Below are 16,077 nucleotides of genomic sequence, written 5' to 3'. Positions count from 1 at the left end.
AAGGCCGTCACAAAGGGAAGAGCGGATGCCTCGAACTCGAGGCATCCGCTCTTCCGCTGTTCGCGCCGGTTACGCGCCGAAGTACTGGTTGCCGAGCGCCTTGCTCTTCAGGGCGTCGAACTCGCCCTGCGAGATCGCGCCGGCGTCGAGCAGCGCCTTCGCCTGTGCGATGTCCTCTGCGGGACTCGACGAGGCGGAGGGACGGTAGTCGTCGGACTCGGCCACCACTCCCCCGCGTGCGGACTGCGCACGCGCGGCCATGCCCTTGCCTCGGGCGATGATGTAGATCAGCGCGGTCAGGAACGGCACGAAGACGAGGGCGATGATCCACAGCGCCTTGAGCCAGCCGTTGAGGGCGTCGTCGCGGAACAGGTCCGTGATGATCACGATCACCACGTACAGGTACGCGATGAAGTAGAAGCTCCACAGCAGGAACCACCAGAAGTCACCGAAGAACATCGGCGTCACACCTTTCTCGAGAAAAGCCGTACGGCTGCGACCACAGTAGTGGTCGCAGCCGTACGGACGAGGGAGATGTCAGTCCCGTGTCTTGTAGATCGGCGCCTTGCCGTGCACCGCGTCGCCCACCTTGTGGATGCGGATGTCGTTGGTGGAGCCGATGATCCCGGGAGGGGACCCCGAGATCACGACGACCTTGTCGCCGACCTTCGCGAGGTCGTTCGACAGCAGGTAGTCGTCGACCTGGATGAACATCAGGTCGGTGTGCGCGACGTGCTCGACCAGGGTCGACTGCACACCCCACGTCAGTGCCATCCGACGCCGGATCGCCGGCTCGGGCGCGAACCCGATCATGGGGATGCGGGGACGCAGACGCGACATGCGGCGCGCGGTGTCGCCCGACTCGGTGAAGATGCAGAGGAACTTCGCGTCGACGAACTCGGCGACCTCCATGGCCGCGAGCGTGATCGCACCACCCTGCGTACGGGGCTTCGTCGTGAGCGGCTGGATGCGGTCCAGGCCGTGCTCCTCGGTCGAGTCGACGATGCGCGCCATGGTCTCGACCACCACGACGGGGTACTTGCCGACGCTGGTCTCGCCCGAGAGCATGACCGCATCCGCGCCGTCGAGGACGGCGTTGGCGACGTCGCTCGTCTCGGCGCGGGTCGGGACCGGATTCTCGATCATCGACTCGAGCATCTGCGTCGCGACGATGACCGGCTTGGCCATACGACGGCAGAGCTCGACCGCGCGCTTCTGCACGATCGGCACGGCCTCGAGGGGCAGCTCGACGCCGAGGTCGCCGCGGGCGACCATGATGCCGTCGAACGCGTCGATGATCTCCTCGAGGTTGTCGACGGCCTGCGGCTTCTCGATCTTGGCGATGACGGGCACGTGGCGCCCCTCCTCGGCCATGATCACGTGGACGCGCTGGACGTCCTTCGCGTCGCGTACGAACGACAGGGCGATGATGTCGGCGCCGGCGCGCAGACCCCAGCGGAGGTCGGCCTCGTCCTTCTCGGACAGCGCGGGGACGTTGACCGCGACGCCGGGCAGGTTGATGCCCTTGTTGTTCGAGACCGGGCCCGCGACGATCACCTTGGTGGTGACGACGGTGCCGTCGGTCTCGACGACCTCGACGCGGACCTTGCCGTCGTCGATGAGGAGGAAGTCACCGGGCTTGACGTCGTTCGGGAGACCCTTGAACGTCGTGCCGACGATCTCCTTGGTGCCGAGGATGTCTTCGGTGGTGATCTTGAAGATGTCGCCGACCGCCAGCTCGTGCGGTCCGTTCTCGAACTTGCCGAGGCGGATCTTCGGACCCTGGAGGTCGACGAGGATCGCGACCGCCCGTCCGGCGTCGTCGGCGGCCTTGCGCACATTGGCGAAGTTGTTGTCGTGGACCGAGTAGTCCCCGTGGCTCAGATTGAAGCGGGCGACGTCGACGCCGGCATCGATGATCGCGCGGACCATCTCATACGACGACGTGGCGGGCCCAAGGGTGGCGACGATCTTGGCGCGTCTCATCCGTGGTTTTCTCCGGGTGGGTTGAAGGTGGCGAGTGCCTCGGCCAGCCTACGCGGGCTGCAGGCCGATGGCGACATCGGTCGGGCGGACCGGAGCAGGCAGCTCCGTCTCCCCCATGAGGAAGCGGTCGACGCTGGCTGCGGCGGCGCGTCCCTCGGCGATCGCCCACACGATGAGCGACTGGCCGCGGCCGGCGTCGCCGGCCACGAACACGCCCGGGGCGGTCGTCTGGTAGTCGTCCTCGCGGCGCACGTTGCCCCGCTCGGTGAAGCGGGCGCCGAGCTGGTCCTCGAGGAGGGCGCGCTCGGGGCCGGTGAAGCCCATCGCGATCAGCACGAGGTCGGCGGGGATCTCGCGCTCGGTGCCGCTCTTGGGCACACGGCGGCCGTCGACGAACTCGGTCTCGGCGACACGGAGGGCCCGCACCTCGCCGGCGCCGTTCGCGAGGAACTCGACGGTCGAGGCAAGGAAGGCACGCTCGCCGCCCTCTTCGTGGGCGGACTGCACCTCGAACACGAGCGGGTCCATCGGCCACGGCTGGTGCTCGGGACGCTCGCCCGGAGGGCGGCGGCCGATCGCGAGGTTCGTCACGCTCAGCGCGCCGTGACGGTGCGCCGTGCCGATGCAGTCTGCGCCGGTGTCGCCGCCGCCGATGACGACGACGTGCTTGCCTTCGGCCGTGATCTGGTTGGCGACCGCATCACCCGCGACGGCCTTGTTCGACTCGACGAGGTACTCCATCGCGAAGTGCACGCCGGCCAGGTCGCGTCCGGGGATCGCGAGCTCGCGCGGCACCGTCGCGCCGGTGGCGATGACGACCGCGTCGTAACGGGCACGCAGGTCGGCCCACGTGATGTCCTTGCCGATCTCGACGCCCGCGCGGAAGCGGGTCCCCTCGTCCTGCATCTGGCGAAGACGCGACTCGAGGTGCTTCTTCTCCATCTTGAAGTCGGGGATGCCGTAGCGCAGGAGGCCGCCGATGCGGTCATCCCGCTCGAACACCGCGACGGTGTGGCCGGCCCGCGTCAGCTGCTGCGCGGCCGCGAGCCCGGCAGGGCCCGACCCGACGACGGCGACCGTCTTGCCGGTGAGGCGCCCCGGGGGCTCCGGCTCGATCCAGCCGTTCGCGAACGCCTCGTCGACGATCGAGACCTCCACCTGCTTGATCGTCACGGCCGGCTGGTTGATGCCGAGGACGCAGGAGCTCTCGCAGGGAGCGGGGCACAGCCGCCCGGTGAACTCCGGGAAGTTGTTCGTCGCGTGTAGACGCTCACTGGCGGCGCGGCCTTCGCCGCGCCACGTCAGGTCGTTCCACTCGGGGATGAGGTTGCCGAGCGGGCAGCCCTTGTGGCAGAACGGCACGCCGCAGTCCATGCAGCGTCCGGCCTGCCGGCGCAGCACCGCCGAGTCGCCCGGCTCATAGACCTCTTTCCAGTCCATGATGCGCACCGGCACCGGCCGCCGCGTGGGCAGCTCGCGCTCGGTGACCTTCAGAAAGCCCTTCGGGTCAGCCACCCGTCACCTCCAGGATGCGGTTCCAGACGACGTCGCCGTCGGGGTCGAGCCCCTCGGCGACGGCCTCCTGGCGGGTCTGCAGCACCGCGGCGTAGTCGCGCGGCAGGACCCGGACGAAGTTCGCCAGCTCGGCCTCGAAGTCGTCGAGGAGAGCCTGGGCGAGGGTCGATTCGGTCTCGGCGACGTGCTGCTCGAGCAGGTCGCGGAGGATCTCGGCGTCGCCGGAGCCGAGCTCGCCGAGCTCGAGCTCGCCGGCGGCCAGCGCCTCGCGGTTCACGAGCTTGCGGTCGAGCTTGTACACGTACGCGGTGCCGCCGGACATGCCGGCGCCGAGGTTGCGTCCGGTCGCGCCGAGGATGACCGCGAGACCGCCGGTCATGTACTCGAGCGCGTGGTCGCCCACGCCCTCGACCACCGCGGTGGCGCCCGAGTTGCGGACGAAGAAGCGCTCGCCCACGACACCGCGCAGGAACATCGTCCCGAGCGTCGCGCCGTAGCCGATCACGTTGCCGGCGATGACGTTCTGGGACGCGTCGAACGTGGCTTCGCGCGGCGGACGGACGACGATCTGACCGCCCGAGAGCCCCTTGCCGACGTAGTCGTTGGAGTCGCCCTCGAGACGCAGTGTGATGCCCGCGGGCATGAACGCGCCGAACGACTGCCCCGCCGAACCCGTGAGGTTGACGACGATGCTTCCCGAGCGCAGCCCGTTCTCGCCGCGCGCCTTGGTCACGTGGTGACCGAGCAGCGTGCCGACCGCGCGCTCCGTGTTGCGGATCGGCAGGTCGATCGTGATCTCGCCGCCGTTCGCGATGACGTCCTGGGCGCGCTCGATGAGGCCGACGTCGAAGTGCTCGTCGAGCTCGTGCAGTTGCGCGGTCGTGTTGCGGCGCGGCTCGTCGTCGGCGAAGACCGGGCCGTCCAGCACGGGACCGAGGTCCAGGCCGTTCGCCTTCCAGTGGTTCACCGCACCGTCGATGTCGAGCAGGTCGCTGCGGCCGATCGCCTCGTCGAGCGAGCGGAGGCCGAGGGACGCGAGGTACTCGCGCACCTCTTCGGCGATGAACTCCATGAAGTTCACGACGAACTCGGGCTTGCCGTTGAAGCGCTCGCGCAGCACGGGGTTCTGCGTCGCGACGCCCACGGGGCAGGTGTCGAGGTGGCAGACGCGCATCATGATGCAGCCCGACACGACGAGCGGCGCCGTGGCGAAGCCGAACTCCTCCGCGCCCAGCAGCGCGCCGATGATGACGTCGCGGCCGGTCTTGAGCTGGCCGTCGACCTGCACGACGACGCGGTCGCGCATGCCGTTGAGCATGAGCGTCTGCTGCGTCTCGGCGAGGCCGAGCTCCCACGGCGTGCCCGCGTGCTTGAGCGAGTTCAGCGGGCTCGCACCGGTGCCGCCGTCGTGGCCCGACACCAGGATGACGTCGGCCAGGGCCTTAGCGGTGCCGGCGGCGACCGCTCCGATGCCCGACTGGCTCACGAGCTTCACGTGGACCCGCGCGCCGGGGTTGGCGCGCTTCAGGTCGAAGATCAGCTGCTTGAGGTCCTCGATCGAGTAGATGTCGTGGTGCGGCGGCGGCGAGATGAGGCCCACGCCGGCGGTCGCGTGACGCGTCCGGGCGACCCACGGGTACACCTTCGTCGGCGGCAGCTGGCCGCCCTCGCCGGGCTTGGCGCCCTGGGCGAGCTTGATCTGGATGTCGTCGGACTCGGTCAGGTAGAGGCTCGTGACGCCGAAGCGACCCGAAGCGACCTGCTTGATGGAGCTGCGACGCTCGGGGTCGAGGAGGCGGTCCACGTCCTCGCCGCCCTCACCGGTGTTCGACTTGCCGCCGATGCGGTTCATCGCGATCGCGAGCGTCTCGTGGGCCTCGCGGGAGATGGAGCCGTAGCTCATCGCACCCGTCGAGAAGCGCTTGACGATCGACGCCACCGACTCGACCTCGTCGATCGGAACCGGGGTGCGACCCTCGGTCTTGAGCGCGAACAGGCCGCGCAGCGTCTTCAGCTCGTTCGCCTGGTCATCCACGAGCTTCGTGTACTCGCGGAAGATGTCGTACCGGCGCGTGCGCGTCGAGTGCTGCAGGCGGAACACCGTGTCGGGGTTGAACAGGTGGGGCGACCCGTCGCGGCGCCACTGGTATTCGCCACCCGTCCAGAGCCGCTCGTGCGCCCGGACCGCAGCATCCTGCGGGTACGCGTACGCGTGCCGGGCGGCGTTCTCGGCGGCGATGACGTCGAGTCCGACGCCGCCGAGCTTGGACTCGGTGCCGGTGAAGTACGTGTCGACGAAGTCCTGCGACAGGCCGACGGCCTCGAACACCTGGGCGCCCGCGTAGGACGACACCGTCGAGATGCCCATCTTCGACATGATCTTGAGCACGCCCTTGCCGAGCGCGTAGATCAGGTTCTTGACGGCCTTCTCCGGCGCGATGCCGGTGATGAAGCCGGCGCGCACCAGGTACTCGACGGTCTCCATCGCGAGGTACGGGTTGACGGCGGATGCCCCGTACCCGATGAGCGTCGCGATGTGGTGCACCTCGCGCACGTCGCCGGCCTCGACCACGAGACCGCACTTCATGCGGGTCTGCTTGCGGATGAGGTGGTGGTGCACGGCCGCGAGCATGAGCAGCGACGGGATCGGCGCCAGGTCCTTGTTGGAGTCGCGGTCCGACAGCACGATGAACTCGGCGCCGTCCTCGATGGCCTGGTCGACCTCCTGGCACATCTGCTCGAGGCGCTTCTTCATGCCCTTGTGGCCGGCCTCGACGCGGTACAGGCCGCGGATCGTGACCGACGTGCGACCGGGAAGCGCGGTGTCGATGTGCTGGATCTTGGCGAGCTCGTCGTTGTCGATCACCGGGAAGTCGAGCGTCACGACGCGCGTGTGCTCGGGCCCCCACTCGAGGAGGTTGCGCTCAGGGCCGAGGCCCAGGCCGAGCGAGGTGACGACCTCTTCGCGGATGGAGTCCAGCGGCGGGTTGGTGACCTGCGCGAACTGCTGCGTGAAGTAGTCGAACAGCAGGCGCGGACGCTCGCTCAGGACCGCGACGGGCGTGTCGGAGCCCATGGCGCCGAGCGGCTCGGCGCCGTTCTGCCCCATCGGCGTGAGGAGGATCTTGACCTCTTCCTCCGTGTAGCCGAAGGTGCGCTGACGCCGCGTGATCGAGGCGATCGGGTGCACGATGTGCTCACGCTCGGGCAGGTCGGCGAGGCGGACGCGGCCGGAGTCGAGCCACTCCTGCCACGGCTCCTGGTCGGCGAGCTGCGCCTTGATCTCGTCGTCCTCGATGATGCGGCGCTCGGCGGTGTCGACGAGGAACATGCGCCCGGGGCGCAGGCGCCCGCGACGCTTGATCCGCTCGGGCTCGAAGTCGAGCACGCCGGTCTCGCTGCCGATGACGATGAGGCCGTCGGTCGTCTCGGTCCAGCGGCCGGGGCGCAGGCCGTTGCGGTCGAGCGTCGCGCCGACGAGCGTGCCGTCGGTGAAGATGAGGGCGGCCGGGCCGTCCCACGGCTCCATCTGCATGGAGTGGAACTCGTAGAACGCCCGAAGCTTCGGGTCGATGTCGGCCTGCTTCTCGTAGGCCTCGGGCACCATCATCATGATGGCGTGCGGCAGGCTCCGGCCGGTCAGCGTGAGGAGCTCGAGCACCTCGTCGAACGAGGCCGAGTCGCTCGCGCCGGTGGTGCAGATGGGCAGCAGCGGCTGGATGTCGCCGAGCAGCTCGGACTCGAGCTGCGACTGACGGGCGCGCATCCAGTTGCGGTTGCCGTTGACGGTGTTGATCTCGCCGTTGTGCGCGAGCATGCGCAGCGGCTGCGCGAGCGGCCACGACGGGAAGGTGTTGGTCGAGTAGCGCGAGTGCACCACCGCGAGCTCGGACGCGAAGCGCTCGTCCTGCAGGTCGGGGTAGAACGGCTCGAGCTGAAGCGTCGTGACCATGCCCTTGTAGCCGAGCGTGCGCGACGACAGCGAGACGAAGTACGCGTCGAGCTCGGTGCGTGCCCGAGCCCGCAGGCGGTAGGCGCGGCGGTCGAGCGCGATGCCCGACAGCGCCGCGGCGTCGCCGGTCGCGGGACGCGAGATGAAGAGCTGCTCGAAGACCGGGCGCGCCTCGAAGGCGAGCTTGCCCAGGTTCTCGTCGGAGGTCGGGACGTCGCGCCAGCCGAGCACCGTCAGACCCTCGGATGCGGCGATCCGCTCGATACCGCTCTTCTGCGTGGCGCGCGCCTCAGCGTCGCGCGGCAGGAAGACGAGGCCTGCGGCGTACTCGCCCACAGGCGGCAGCTCGAAGCCGGCCACCGCGCGCAGGAACGCGTCGGGCATCTGGGTCAGGATGCCCGCGCCGTCGCCGGTGCCTGCGTCGGAGCCGATGGCGCCCCGGTGCTCGAGGTTGCGCAGCGCGGTCAGGGCCAGATCGATGATGTCGTGGCCGGCCTCACCGCGGAGCGTGGCCACCATCGCCAGGCCGCAGGCGTCCTTCTCGAAGGCAGGGTTGTACATCCCCTGCTTCTGCGGGAACCCGGCACGGCCGGACGCAGCGGGGAAGTTCGCCTCCGCAGAGGCGACGGAACGGGGGCTCGAAGCCATACCTACCGTCCTCACGTTGATAGTCAAGATGGGACGACGTCGGCCCTGGGCGCGCTCTTCGGGGGGAGAGCTGCGTTACTTGGTGGCAGGAGTGCTTGTGGCGCTGACCCCTTCGGCTTCGGACGTCGGGGGTTCGCTGACGTCGACGAAGTCGTCGGTCTCCTGAGATTGTACAGCCTGTCCGGCCTTCCACTCGCGGCCGGACACATAGGGCGACGGCTCGAGGCCGGGGTGGCGGCGCTTCTGCAGGAAGAAGATCACGAGACCGATCACGACGCCGAAGATGGCCGCCCAGACGTTGGTGCGCAGCCCCAGGAAGATGTCGCTCGGGTCGATCCGGATCGACTCCCACACGATGCGGCCGGCGCTGTACCAGACGAGGTACAGGCCGAAGAGGCGTCCCCACTGGAGCGTGAAGCGGCGACCGACCCACACGAGGAAGAGCACGCCGAGCGTGTTCCAGATGACCTCGTAGAGGAACGTCGGGTGGAAGAGCGTGCCCTCGGGCAGGCCGATCGGCCACGCCGGGTTCGGGTAGTCGATCTCGAGGCCCCACGGCACGTCGGTCGGCAGGCCGAACAGCTCCTGGTTGAACCAGTTGCCGAATCGGCCGATGGCCTGTGCGAGGAGGAGCCCGGGGGCGAGCGCGTCGGCGAAGGTCCAGAAGCGGATGCCGGTCCACCGGCAGCCGAGCCACGCACCGACGGCGCCGCCGATGAGCGCGCCGTAGATGGCGATGCCGCCCTCCCAGATGAAGAGAGCCGACCAGGGGTTCGCGCCCTCGCCGAAGTAGAAGTTCCAGTGCGTGAGCACGTGGTAGATGCGCGCCGTGATGATCGCGAGCGGGACGGCGAGCAGGGCGATGTCGATGACGACCCACGGCTCGGCGCCGCGCTTGGTGAGGCGGGCGTTGGTCCACAGCACCGCGACGATGATGCCCGTGATGATGCACAGCGCGTAGATGTGGATCCGCAGGGGGCCGATGTCGAAGTAGCTGATCGACGGGCTCGGGATGCTGGCGACGACGCTCGCGGCGGCGTTGATCATGGGAGAACCGTGTCCTTGCTGGATCCGTGCTGGGGGTGGCGGCGGTGGCCGCCGACCTCAGAAGTCTAGTTCGCGTCGCGGGCGGTGCCTGCGGCGAGGCTCTGCGCCGTCTCGGCGAGGCCCTCGAGGCCGCGCTCGCGCAGCGCACGCACGAGCGCCGTGCCGACGATCGCGCCGTCGGCGTAGTCGAGCACGCCGGCGACCTGCTCGGCGTTCGAGATGCCGATGCCGACGCACGCGTGCTCGACCCCGTGCTCGCGGAGGCGCGCGACGAGGGTGCGGGCCGCAGCATCCAACTGCGCGCGCTCCCCCGTGATGCCCATGGTCGAGACGGTGTAGACGAAGCCGGTGGAGTTCTTGGCGATGAGCTCGAGGCGCTCGTCCGTCGAGGTCGGCGCGGCGAGGAACACCCGGTCGAGGCCGGTGCGCTCGCTCGCGGCGATCCACTCCGGCGCCGCCTCCGGCGTGATGTCGGGCGTGATGAGTCCTGCTCCCCCGGCGGCGAGCAGGTCGTCGGCGTAGCGGTCGACGCCGTACTGCAGCACCGGGTTCCAGTACGTCATGACGAGCACGGGCACGTCGACGCGGCGCGTGATCTCGCGCACCGCCGTGAACGTGTCGCGCAGGCGGAAGCCGCCGGCGAGGGCGGCCTGGGTCGCCTCCTGGATGACCGTGCCGTCCATCACCGGGTCGGAGTAGGGCGGGCCGAGCTCGAGGATGTCGGCGCCGTTCTCGGCCAGCGCGACCGCCGCGTCGATGCTCGTCTGGAGGTCGGGGAACCCGAGCGGCAGGTAGCCGACGAAGGCACCGCGTCCCTCGGCACGTGCGGCGTCGATCGCCGCGGCGACGCGTGAGGTCACAGCTTCTCCCCCTCGCCGTGTGCGGCGTCGTCGTGCGGCGCGGAGGCGGCGGCCGCGGCTGGGCCCACGCGCCCGGAGGCTCCGGGCGACGCGTCAGCGGCGCCTGGAGGGGGCGTGGGGACCGTTCCCTTGTCGTACAGGTCGAAGTAGCGCGCGGCCGTGTCCATGTCCTTGTCGCCGCGGCCGGAGAGGCACACCGCGAGGATCGCATCGGGGCCGAGCCCGCGGCCGATGCGGAGCGCCCCGGCGAGGGCGTGGGCCGACTCGATCGCGGGGATGATGCCCTCCGTCTCGGAGAGCAGGCGCAGCGCCTGCATCGCCTCGTCGTCGGTCGCGGGGATGTACTCGGCGCGGCCGATCGAGGCGAGCCACGCGTGCTCCGGGCCGACGCCCGGGTAGTCGAGACCCGCCGAGATCGAGTGCGACTCGATCGTCTGGCCGTCCTCGTCCTGCAGCACGAAGGTCTTCGCGCCGTGCAGCACGCCGGGGCGGCCGCGTTCGATCGACGCGGCGTGACGCGGCGTGTCGACGCCGTCGCCGGCGGCCTCGACGCCGTAGAGCTTGACGCCCTCGTCGTCCAGGAACGCGTCGAACATGCCGATGGCGTTCGAACCCCCGCCGACGCACGCGAGGACGGCGTCGGGCAGGCGCCCCGCCTCCTCGATGAGCTGCGCGCGGGCCTCCTCAGAGATGACCTTCTGGAAGTCGCGGACCATCGCGGGGAACGGGTGCGGGCCCGCTGCCGTGCCGAAGATGTAGTTCGTGTTCTCGACGCTCGCGACCCAGTCGCGGTAGGCGTCGTTTATCGCGTCCTTGAGCGTGCGCGAGCCGGTCTTGACGGGGATCACCTCGGCACCGAGCAGGCGCATGCGGGCGACGTTGAGCGCCTGGCGCTCGGTGTCGACCTCGCCCATGTAGATGGTGCACTCGAAGCCGAAGAGCGCCGCGGCCGTCGCGGTCGCCACGCCGTGCTGGCCCGCGCCCGTCTCGGCGATGACGCGCGTCTTGCCGAGGCGCTTCGTGAGCAGCGCCTGGCCGAGCACGTTGTTGATCTTGTGCGAGCCCGTGTGGTTGAGGTCCTCGCGCTTGAGGAAGACGCGGGCGCCACCGGCGTGCTCGGCGAAACGGGCGACCTCGGTGATCGGCGACGGGCGGCCGGCGTACGAGTTCAGCAGCCGCACGAACTCGGCCTGGAATGCCGGGTCGGCCTTCGCCGCCTCGTACTCGGCCGTCAGCTCGTCGATCGCGGCGATGAGGGACTCGGGCATGTACCGCCCGCCGAACTCGCCGAACAGCGGCCCGGGTGCCTCACGAAGACTCATGCGCCTGCCTCCAGGAATGCACGCAGGGTGGATACGGGATCGTTGGTGACGAGGGCCTCGCCCACCAGCACCACGTCCGCGCCGTCACGGCGGTAGTGGGCGACGTCGTCGGGCGCGAGCACGGCCGATTCGGCGATCTTGATCGCCCCGGCCGGGATGCGCTCGGCGAGGCGGCCGAAGAGGTCGCGGTCGAGCTGGAAGGTCGACAGGTCGCGGGCGTTGACGCCGATGAGCTGCGCCCCGAGGTCCACGGCGCGGTCGACCTCTTCGGCCGAGTGCGTCTCGACGAGCGCCGTCATGCCCAGTTCACGCGTGAACGCGTACAGGCGGGCCAGCACGTCCTGGTCGAGCGCGGCGACGATCAGGAGAGCCAGGTCGGCGCCCGACGCGCGGGCCTCCAGCAGCTGGTACTCGGTCGCGATGAAGTCCTTGCGCAGCACCGGCAGCGTTACCGCGGCCTTCACGGCCTCGAGGTCGGCGAGGCTGCCCTTGAACTTCCGGCCCTCGGTGAGGACGGAGATCGCCGACGCGCCGCCCTCTTCGTAGCGACGGGCCTGGAGCGCCGGGTCGGGGATGGCGGCGAGGTCGCCGCGCGACGGGCTCGCGCGCTTGACCTCGGCGATGATCTTGACGCGGTCGGAAGGGGCGAGCGCGGCGAGGACGTCGAGAGCGGGACGCTGTGCGAGGGCTGCGGCCTCGACCTCTGCCAGGGGACGCAGAGAGGCGCGTGCCTCCGCATCCTCCACCGCGCCGGCCGTGAGGTCGGCGAGCATGCTCAGTGCTCTTTCGCCGCGACCTTGGAGCCGCCCACGCCGTAGCCGGCGCGCTTCATGATCCAGCCCACGAGCAGACCGACGACCAGGAGGCCTGCCGACGCCCACACATAGATCGGCATGTCCATGAAGAAGAAGAAGGTGCCGATCGAGACCGCGATGAGCATGATCACGACGGCCGTCCAGGCTGCGGGCGAGTGTCCGTGGCCGGGGTCGCCGATGTTGTTGCTCATGGATATCTCCTCGTGGAACCTGGGCGGGATGCCGCCAGTCTAGCGGTCAGGCAGTCGGATCCTCGCCACGCGACAGGTCGTCCCAGTCGTCGATGGCGCGTGATCCGGCAGTGTCGTGGGGGCGCGAGCCGTCGCCGGCGCGCGCGGGGGAACCGGTGGCCGGAGCGGCCTTCGCGCCCTCGTCCGTGCGGTAGCGGCGACCGGTGCGCGACCAGGAGTGCGCGGTCGCGAGCACGAACACGCCGGCCGCGATCAGCACGACCCAGACGACCAGCGTCACCGCGGGCCAGGCGGTCGCGTCGATCGATGCGACGAGCTTCGCGACCGAGGTCTCCCCCGCGATGCCGGTGGATTCGGTGACGACGGAGGCGACGGCGGAGACGGGGTGCTCGAACACGACGCGGGCGGTCAGCCACGCGAGGACGGCGCCGATGAAGAACGCCAGTGCGCCGAAGACGTAGCGCAGCACCAGCCCGACGATCGACAGCGCGGCACCCAGGGCGAGGACGGCGAGGCTGAGCGGCGCCAGCACCGGCACGGCGGAGGCGCCGGCCACCTCGAGCGTGTGGTGGGCGGCGTCCTGAAGCTCGACCGTCAGCCACGTCTGGGTCGATGAGATCACGCCCAGCGCCCCGCACAGCACCGTCACGACGACGGAGAGCAGTCGCGCCCTGCGGATCACGCGTCCGGCTCCGGGCCGCGTACGGCGCCGAGGTCGCGGCCGTCGAAGCACGTGCGGGTGCCGGTGTGGCACGCTGCGCCGATCTGCTCCACCTCGACGAGGACCGTGTCGCCGTCGCAGTCGAGGCTCGCTCCGCGGACCAGCTGGATGTGCCCGGACGTGTCGCCCTTGCGCCAGTACTCCTGCCGGGAGCGCGACCAGAAGGTGACGCGGCCCTCGGTGAGCGTGCGACGGAGGGCCTCGGCATCCATCCATCCGAGCATGAGCACCTCGCGGGAGTCCCACTGCTGGATGACCGCGGCGACCAGGCCGTCGGCGTTGAAGGTCACGCGCGCGATGCGCTCGTCGAGCGTCTCGGTCATGCGGCCACCTCCCGGACCGCGATCCCCTCGGCGCGCATGGCGGCCTTCACGTCGCCGACGGTGAGCTGGCCGGAGTGGAAGACCGATGCTGCGAGCACGGCGTCCGCGCCCGCCTCGATGGCGGGGCCGAAGTCCTCTGCGCGGCCGGCGCCGCCGGACGCGATGACGGGCACGCTGGCCACCTCGCGCATCAGGGAGACGAGCTCGAGGTCGAAGCCCTGCTTGGTGCCGTCGGCGTCGATCGAGTTCACGAGGAGCTCCCCCGCACCGCGTTCGATCGCCTCGCGCGCCCACTCGAGCGCGTCGAGGGTCGTCTCGGTGCGGCCGCCGTGGGTGGTGACGACGAAGCCGGACGGGATCCGGTCGCTGAGCTCCGCCGAAGCGCGCTTGACGTCGAGGGAGAGCACGAGCACCTGGGCGCCGAAGCGGTCGGCGATCTCGTCGAGGAGCGGCGGACGGGCGATCGCGGCGGAGTTGACGCCGATCTTGTCGGCGCCGACCGACAGCAGGCGCGCGACGTCGTCGGCGGAGCGGACTCCCCCGCCCACCGTGAGCGGGATGAAGACCTCTTCAGCGGTGCGCCGCACGACGTCGTACGTCGTGGAGCGCTCATCGACCGTCGCGGTGACGTCGAGGAAGGTGATCTCGTCGGCGCCCTGGCGGAAGTACTCGCGTGCGAGCTCGACCGGGTCTCCCATGTCGCGCAGGTTCTGGAAGTTCACTCCCTTGACGACACGCCCTGCGGCGACGTCGAGACACGGGATGACGCGGCAGACCAGGCTCATCAGAGTCTCGCGTTGTGGATCGCGGTGACGAGGATCGCGCGGGCGCCGATCGCGTACAGCGCGTCCATGACCTGGTTGACGCCCTTGCGGGCCACCATCACGCGCACCGCCACCCACGCCGGGTCGCGCAGCGGCGCGATCGTCGGCGACTCGATGCCGGGGGCGATCTTGACCGCGTCGTCGACGAGGTCGGCGGGCAGGTCGTAGTCGACCATGACGTAGCGGCGGGCGACCATGACGCCGCGCAGGCGCCGCAGCAGCGTGTCGGTGCCCTCCGCCTGGGTCGGCGAGGTGATCAGCACGGCCTCGGACTGCAGCAGCACCGGGCCGAAGATCTCGAGGCCGGCCTGACGCAGCGTGGTGCCGGTCGACACGACGTCGGCGACGGCATCCGCCACTCCCAGCTGCACGGCCGACTCCACGGCGCCGTCGAGCGGCACCAGGTCGACGGCGACGCCGTGCTCGTCGAGGAACGCGTCGACGAGGCCCGGATACGCCGTCGCGACGCGCGCGCCCTGCAGGTCCTGCACGGATGTGAAGCGTCCGGGAGGCCCGGCGAAGCGGAACGTCGAGTCGCCGAAGCCGAGGGCCTCGACCTCGCGGGCGCCCGGCATACGAGCGTCGAGCAGCAGGTCGCGGCCGGTGATGCCGACGTCCAGTGCGCCGGAGCCGACGTACGTGGCGATGTCCTTCGGACGGAGGTAGAAGAACTCGACCTCGTTCTGAGGGTCGATGACGTGGAGGTCCTTGGGGTCGCGACGACCGATGTAGCCCGCCTCGTGGAGCATCTCAGAGGCGGTCTCGGCGAGCGAGCCCTTGTTCGGCACGGCGATTCGCAGCATGGCAGCGGGGCTTTCGGGTTCGAGGACGGGTGGGGACGCGCGCTCAGAGATGTCGGTAGACGTCTTCGAGGCTCAGCCCCTTCGCGAGCATCAGCACCTGCAGGTGGTACAGCAGCTGCGAGATCTCCTCGGCTGCGGCATCCGTCGATTCGTACTCGGCCGCCATCCAGACCTCGGCGGCTTCCTCCACGATCTTCTTGCCGATCGCGTGGACGCCCGCGTCCAGCTGTGCGACGGTTCCCGATCCCTCGGGGCGCTCAGCTGCTTTCGCGGCGAGCTCGGCGTACAGCGTGTCGAACGTCTTCACCATGCCAGGGTATCGAACCGAGCGGATGCCTCGGCGCCGCGTGACACGACGCTCAGTGGATGTGGTGCTCGGCGGCGGACGCGCGAAGGCCCGCGATGGCGTTCGACGGGTCGCTCGCGCCGAACACGGCGGAGCCCGCGACGAACGTGTCGGCGCCTGCCTCGGCGGCCTGCGCGATCGTCGACTCGCCGATGCCGCCGTCGACCTGGAGCCACACCGACGACCCGCGCCGGCGGGCCTCATCGGCCAGGCGGCGCAGCTTGGGCATGGTCTCGGGCATGAACGACTGGCCGCCGAAGCCCGGCTCGACCGTCATCACGAGGATCTGGTCGAAGTCGTCGAGGAGGTCGCACAGTCCCTCCACAGGGGTGGCGGGCTTGACCGCGACCCCGGCGCGTGCGCCGATGTCGCGCAGCCGCCGGGCGAGCGCGACCGGCTCGGTCGCCGCCTCGAGGTGGAATGTGACGGATGCCGCACCGAGCTCGGCGTACCCGGGTGCCCAGCGGTCGGGGTCGGAGATCATGAGGTGCACGTCGAGGGGCACGGGGCTCGTCGCCTGGATGCGCTCGACCATCTGCGGGCCGAACGTCAGGTTGGGCACGAAGTGGTTGTCCATGACGTCGACGTGGACGAAGTCCGCGGTCGCGATGCGCGCGAGCTCGGCCTGCATGTTCACGAAGTCGGCGGCGAGGATGCTGGGATTGATGCGGATGCCGGACTGGCGGGCGGTGTCGTCGATCGGTGGCACGCGTCCATTATGGTC

General features: G+C 70.1%; 15 protein-coding genes. All 15 read right to left on the bottom strand.

Going from position 1 to position 16,077, the window contains the following annotated elements; translation table 11 throughout:
* Positions 1-69: 69 nt before the first annotated feature.
* The 15 genes from ACFVSU_RS03085 to rpe all read right to left on the bottom strand — a co-directional run bounded on the left by ACFVSU_RS03085 (position 70) and on the right by rpe (position 16,062).
* A complete protein-coding gene (locus ACFVSU_RS03085) occupies positions 70-459 on the bottom strand; it encodes an SHOCT domain-containing protein (RefSeq protein WP_375872181.1) in 390 nt (129 codons plus the stop codon).
* Positions 460-537: 78 nt separating this feature from the next.
* Positions 538-1,986, bottom strand: coding sequence for a pyruvate kinase (gene pyk / locus ACFVSU_RS03080; RefSeq protein WP_056367250.1), 1,449 nt, complete (start codon positions 1,984-1,986; stop codon positions 538-540).
* A 48-nt stretch (positions 1,987-2,034) separates the two neighbouring features.
* On the bottom strand, positions 2,035-3,501 hold the full coding sequence (locus tag ACFVSU_RS03075) for a glutamate synthase subunit beta (RefSeq protein ID WP_310290722.1): 1,467 nt from the start codon (positions 3,499-3,501) through the stop codon (positions 2,035-2,037).
* A complete protein-coding gene (gene gltB, locus ACFVSU_RS03070) occupies positions 3,494-8,101 on the bottom strand; it encodes a glutamate synthase large subunit (RefSeq protein ID WP_387137845.1) in 4,608 nt (1,535 codons plus the stop codon). The genes ACFVSU_RS03075 and gltB overlap by 8 nt, the downstream gene beginning before the upstream one ends.
* Positions 8,102-8,176: 75 nt before the next feature.
* Positions 8,177-9,148, bottom strand: a complete 972-nt coding sequence (lgt, locus tag ACFVSU_RS03065) for a prolipoprotein diacylglyceryl transferase (RefSeq protein WP_387137842.1) — start codon at positions 9,146-9,148, stop codon at positions 8,177-8,179.
* 65 nt (positions 9,149-9,213) lie between these two features.
* Positions 9,214-10,008, bottom strand: coding sequence for a tryptophan synthase subunit alpha (trpA, locus tag ACFVSU_RS03060; RefSeq protein WP_387137839.1), 795 nt, complete (start codon positions 10,006-10,008; stop codon positions 9,214-9,216).
* Positions 10,005-11,330, bottom strand: a complete 1,326-nt coding sequence (trpB, locus tag ACFVSU_RS03055; RefSeq protein WP_387137836.1) for a tryptophan synthase subunit beta — start codon at positions 11,328-11,330, stop codon at positions 10,005-10,007. The genes trpA and trpB overlap by 4 nt, the downstream gene beginning before the upstream one ends.
* Entirely contained in the window at positions 11,327-12,103 is a 777-nt protein-coding gene (gene trpC, locus ACFVSU_RS03050; RefSeq protein ID WP_387137833.1) for an indole-3-glycerol phosphate synthase TrpC, read from the bottom strand. Before trpC ends, trpB begins: the two co-directional genes overlap by 4 nt.
* Before the next feature lie 2 nt (positions 12,104-12,105).
* A complete protein-coding gene (locus ACFVSU_RS03045) occupies positions 12,106-12,336 on the bottom strand; it encodes a DUF6704 family protein (protein ID WP_387137830.1) in 231 nt (76 codons plus the stop codon).
* 46 nt (positions 12,337-12,382) lie between these two features.
* The gene (locus tag ACFVSU_RS03040) at positions 12,383-13,018 is read right to left on the bottom strand and encodes a Trp biosynthesis-associated membrane protein (RefSeq protein ID WP_387137827.1); all 636 of its coding nucleotides are present in this window, start codon (positions 13,016-13,018) and stop codon (positions 12,383-12,385) included.
* Entirely contained in the window at positions 13,015-13,380 is a 366-nt protein-coding gene (hisI, locus tag ACFVSU_RS03035; protein WP_387137822.1) for a phosphoribosyl-AMP cyclohydrolase, read from the bottom strand. The genes ACFVSU_RS03040 and hisI overlap by 4 nt, the downstream gene beginning before the upstream one ends.
* Positions 13,377-14,165, bottom strand: a complete 789-nt coding sequence (hisF, locus tag ACFVSU_RS03030) for an imidazole glycerol phosphate synthase subunit HisF (RefSeq protein WP_387137819.1) — start codon at positions 14,163-14,165, stop codon at positions 13,377-13,379. Before hisF ends, hisI begins: the two co-directional genes overlap by 4 nt.
* Positions 14,165-15,007: an ATP phosphoribosyltransferase gene (gene hisG / locus ACFVSU_RS03025; protein WP_387137816.1), complete on the bottom strand. Its 843-nt coding sequence runs from the start codon at positions 15,005-15,007 to the stop codon at positions 14,165-14,167. Before hisG ends, hisF begins: the two co-directional genes overlap by 1 nt.
* 43 nt (positions 15,008-15,050) lie before the next feature.
* Complete coding sequence (locus ACFVSU_RS03020; protein ID WP_045302883.1) at positions 15,051-15,314, bottom strand: phosphoribosyl-ATP diphosphatase; 264 nt, start codon at positions 15,312-15,314, stop codon at positions 15,051-15,053.
* Between the two features lie 52 nt (positions 15,315-15,366).
* Positions 15,367-16,062, bottom strand: a complete 696-nt coding sequence (rpe, locus tag ACFVSU_RS03015; RefSeq protein WP_387137812.1) for a ribulose-phosphate 3-epimerase — start codon at positions 16,060-16,062, stop codon at positions 15,367-15,369.
* Between the last annotated feature and the right edge of the window lie 15 nt (positions 16,063-16,077).

This window comes from Microbacterium sp. NPDC058062 (assembly GCF_042885375.1).
Classification (GTDB): Bacteria; Actinomycetota; Actinomycetes; order Actinomycetales; family Microbacteriaceae; genus Microbacterium; species Microbacterium trichothecenolyticum_C.
This window is presented reverse-complemented; position numbering and strand designations above follow the sequence as displayed.

Coding starts and splice junctions, on each gene's coding strand:
- trpB (WP_387137836.1), bottom strand. CDS start 11,330: ATGAGTCTTCGTGAGGCACCCGGGCCGCTGTTCGGCGAGTTCGGCGGG.
- hisG (WP_387137816.1), bottom strand. CDS start 15,007: ATGCTGCGAATCGCCGTGCCGAACAAGGGCTCGCTCGCCGAGACCGCC.
- gltB (WP_387137845.1), bottom strand. CDS start 8,101: ATGGCTTCGAGCCCCCGTTCCGTCGCCTCTGCGGAGGCGAACTTCCCC.
- ACFVSU_RS03045 (WP_387137830.1), bottom strand. CDS start 12,336: ATGAGCAACAACATCGGCGACCCCGGCCACGGACACTCGCCCGCAGCC.
- hisI (WP_387137822.1), bottom strand. CDS start 13,380: ATGACCGAGACGCTCGACGAGCGCATCGCGCGCGTGACCTTCAACGCC.
- trpC (WP_387137833.1), bottom strand. CDS start 12,103: ATGCTCGCCGACCTCACGGCCGGCGCGGTGGAGGATGCGGAGGCACGC.
- hisF (WP_387137819.1), bottom strand. CDS start 14,165: ATGAGCCTGGTCTGCCGCGTCATCCCGTGTCTCGACGTCGCCGCAGGG.
- ACFVSU_RS03085 (WP_375872181.1), bottom strand. CDS start 459: ATGTTCTTCGGTGACTTCTGGTGGTTCCTGCTGTGGAGCTTCTACTTC.
- pyk (WP_056367250.1), bottom strand. CDS start 1,986: ATGAGACGCGCCAAGATCGTCGCCACCCTTGGGCCCGCCACGTCGTCG.
- lgt (WP_387137842.1), bottom strand. CDS start 9,148: ATGATCAACGCCGCCGCGAGCGTCGTCGCCAGCATCCCGAGCCCGTCG.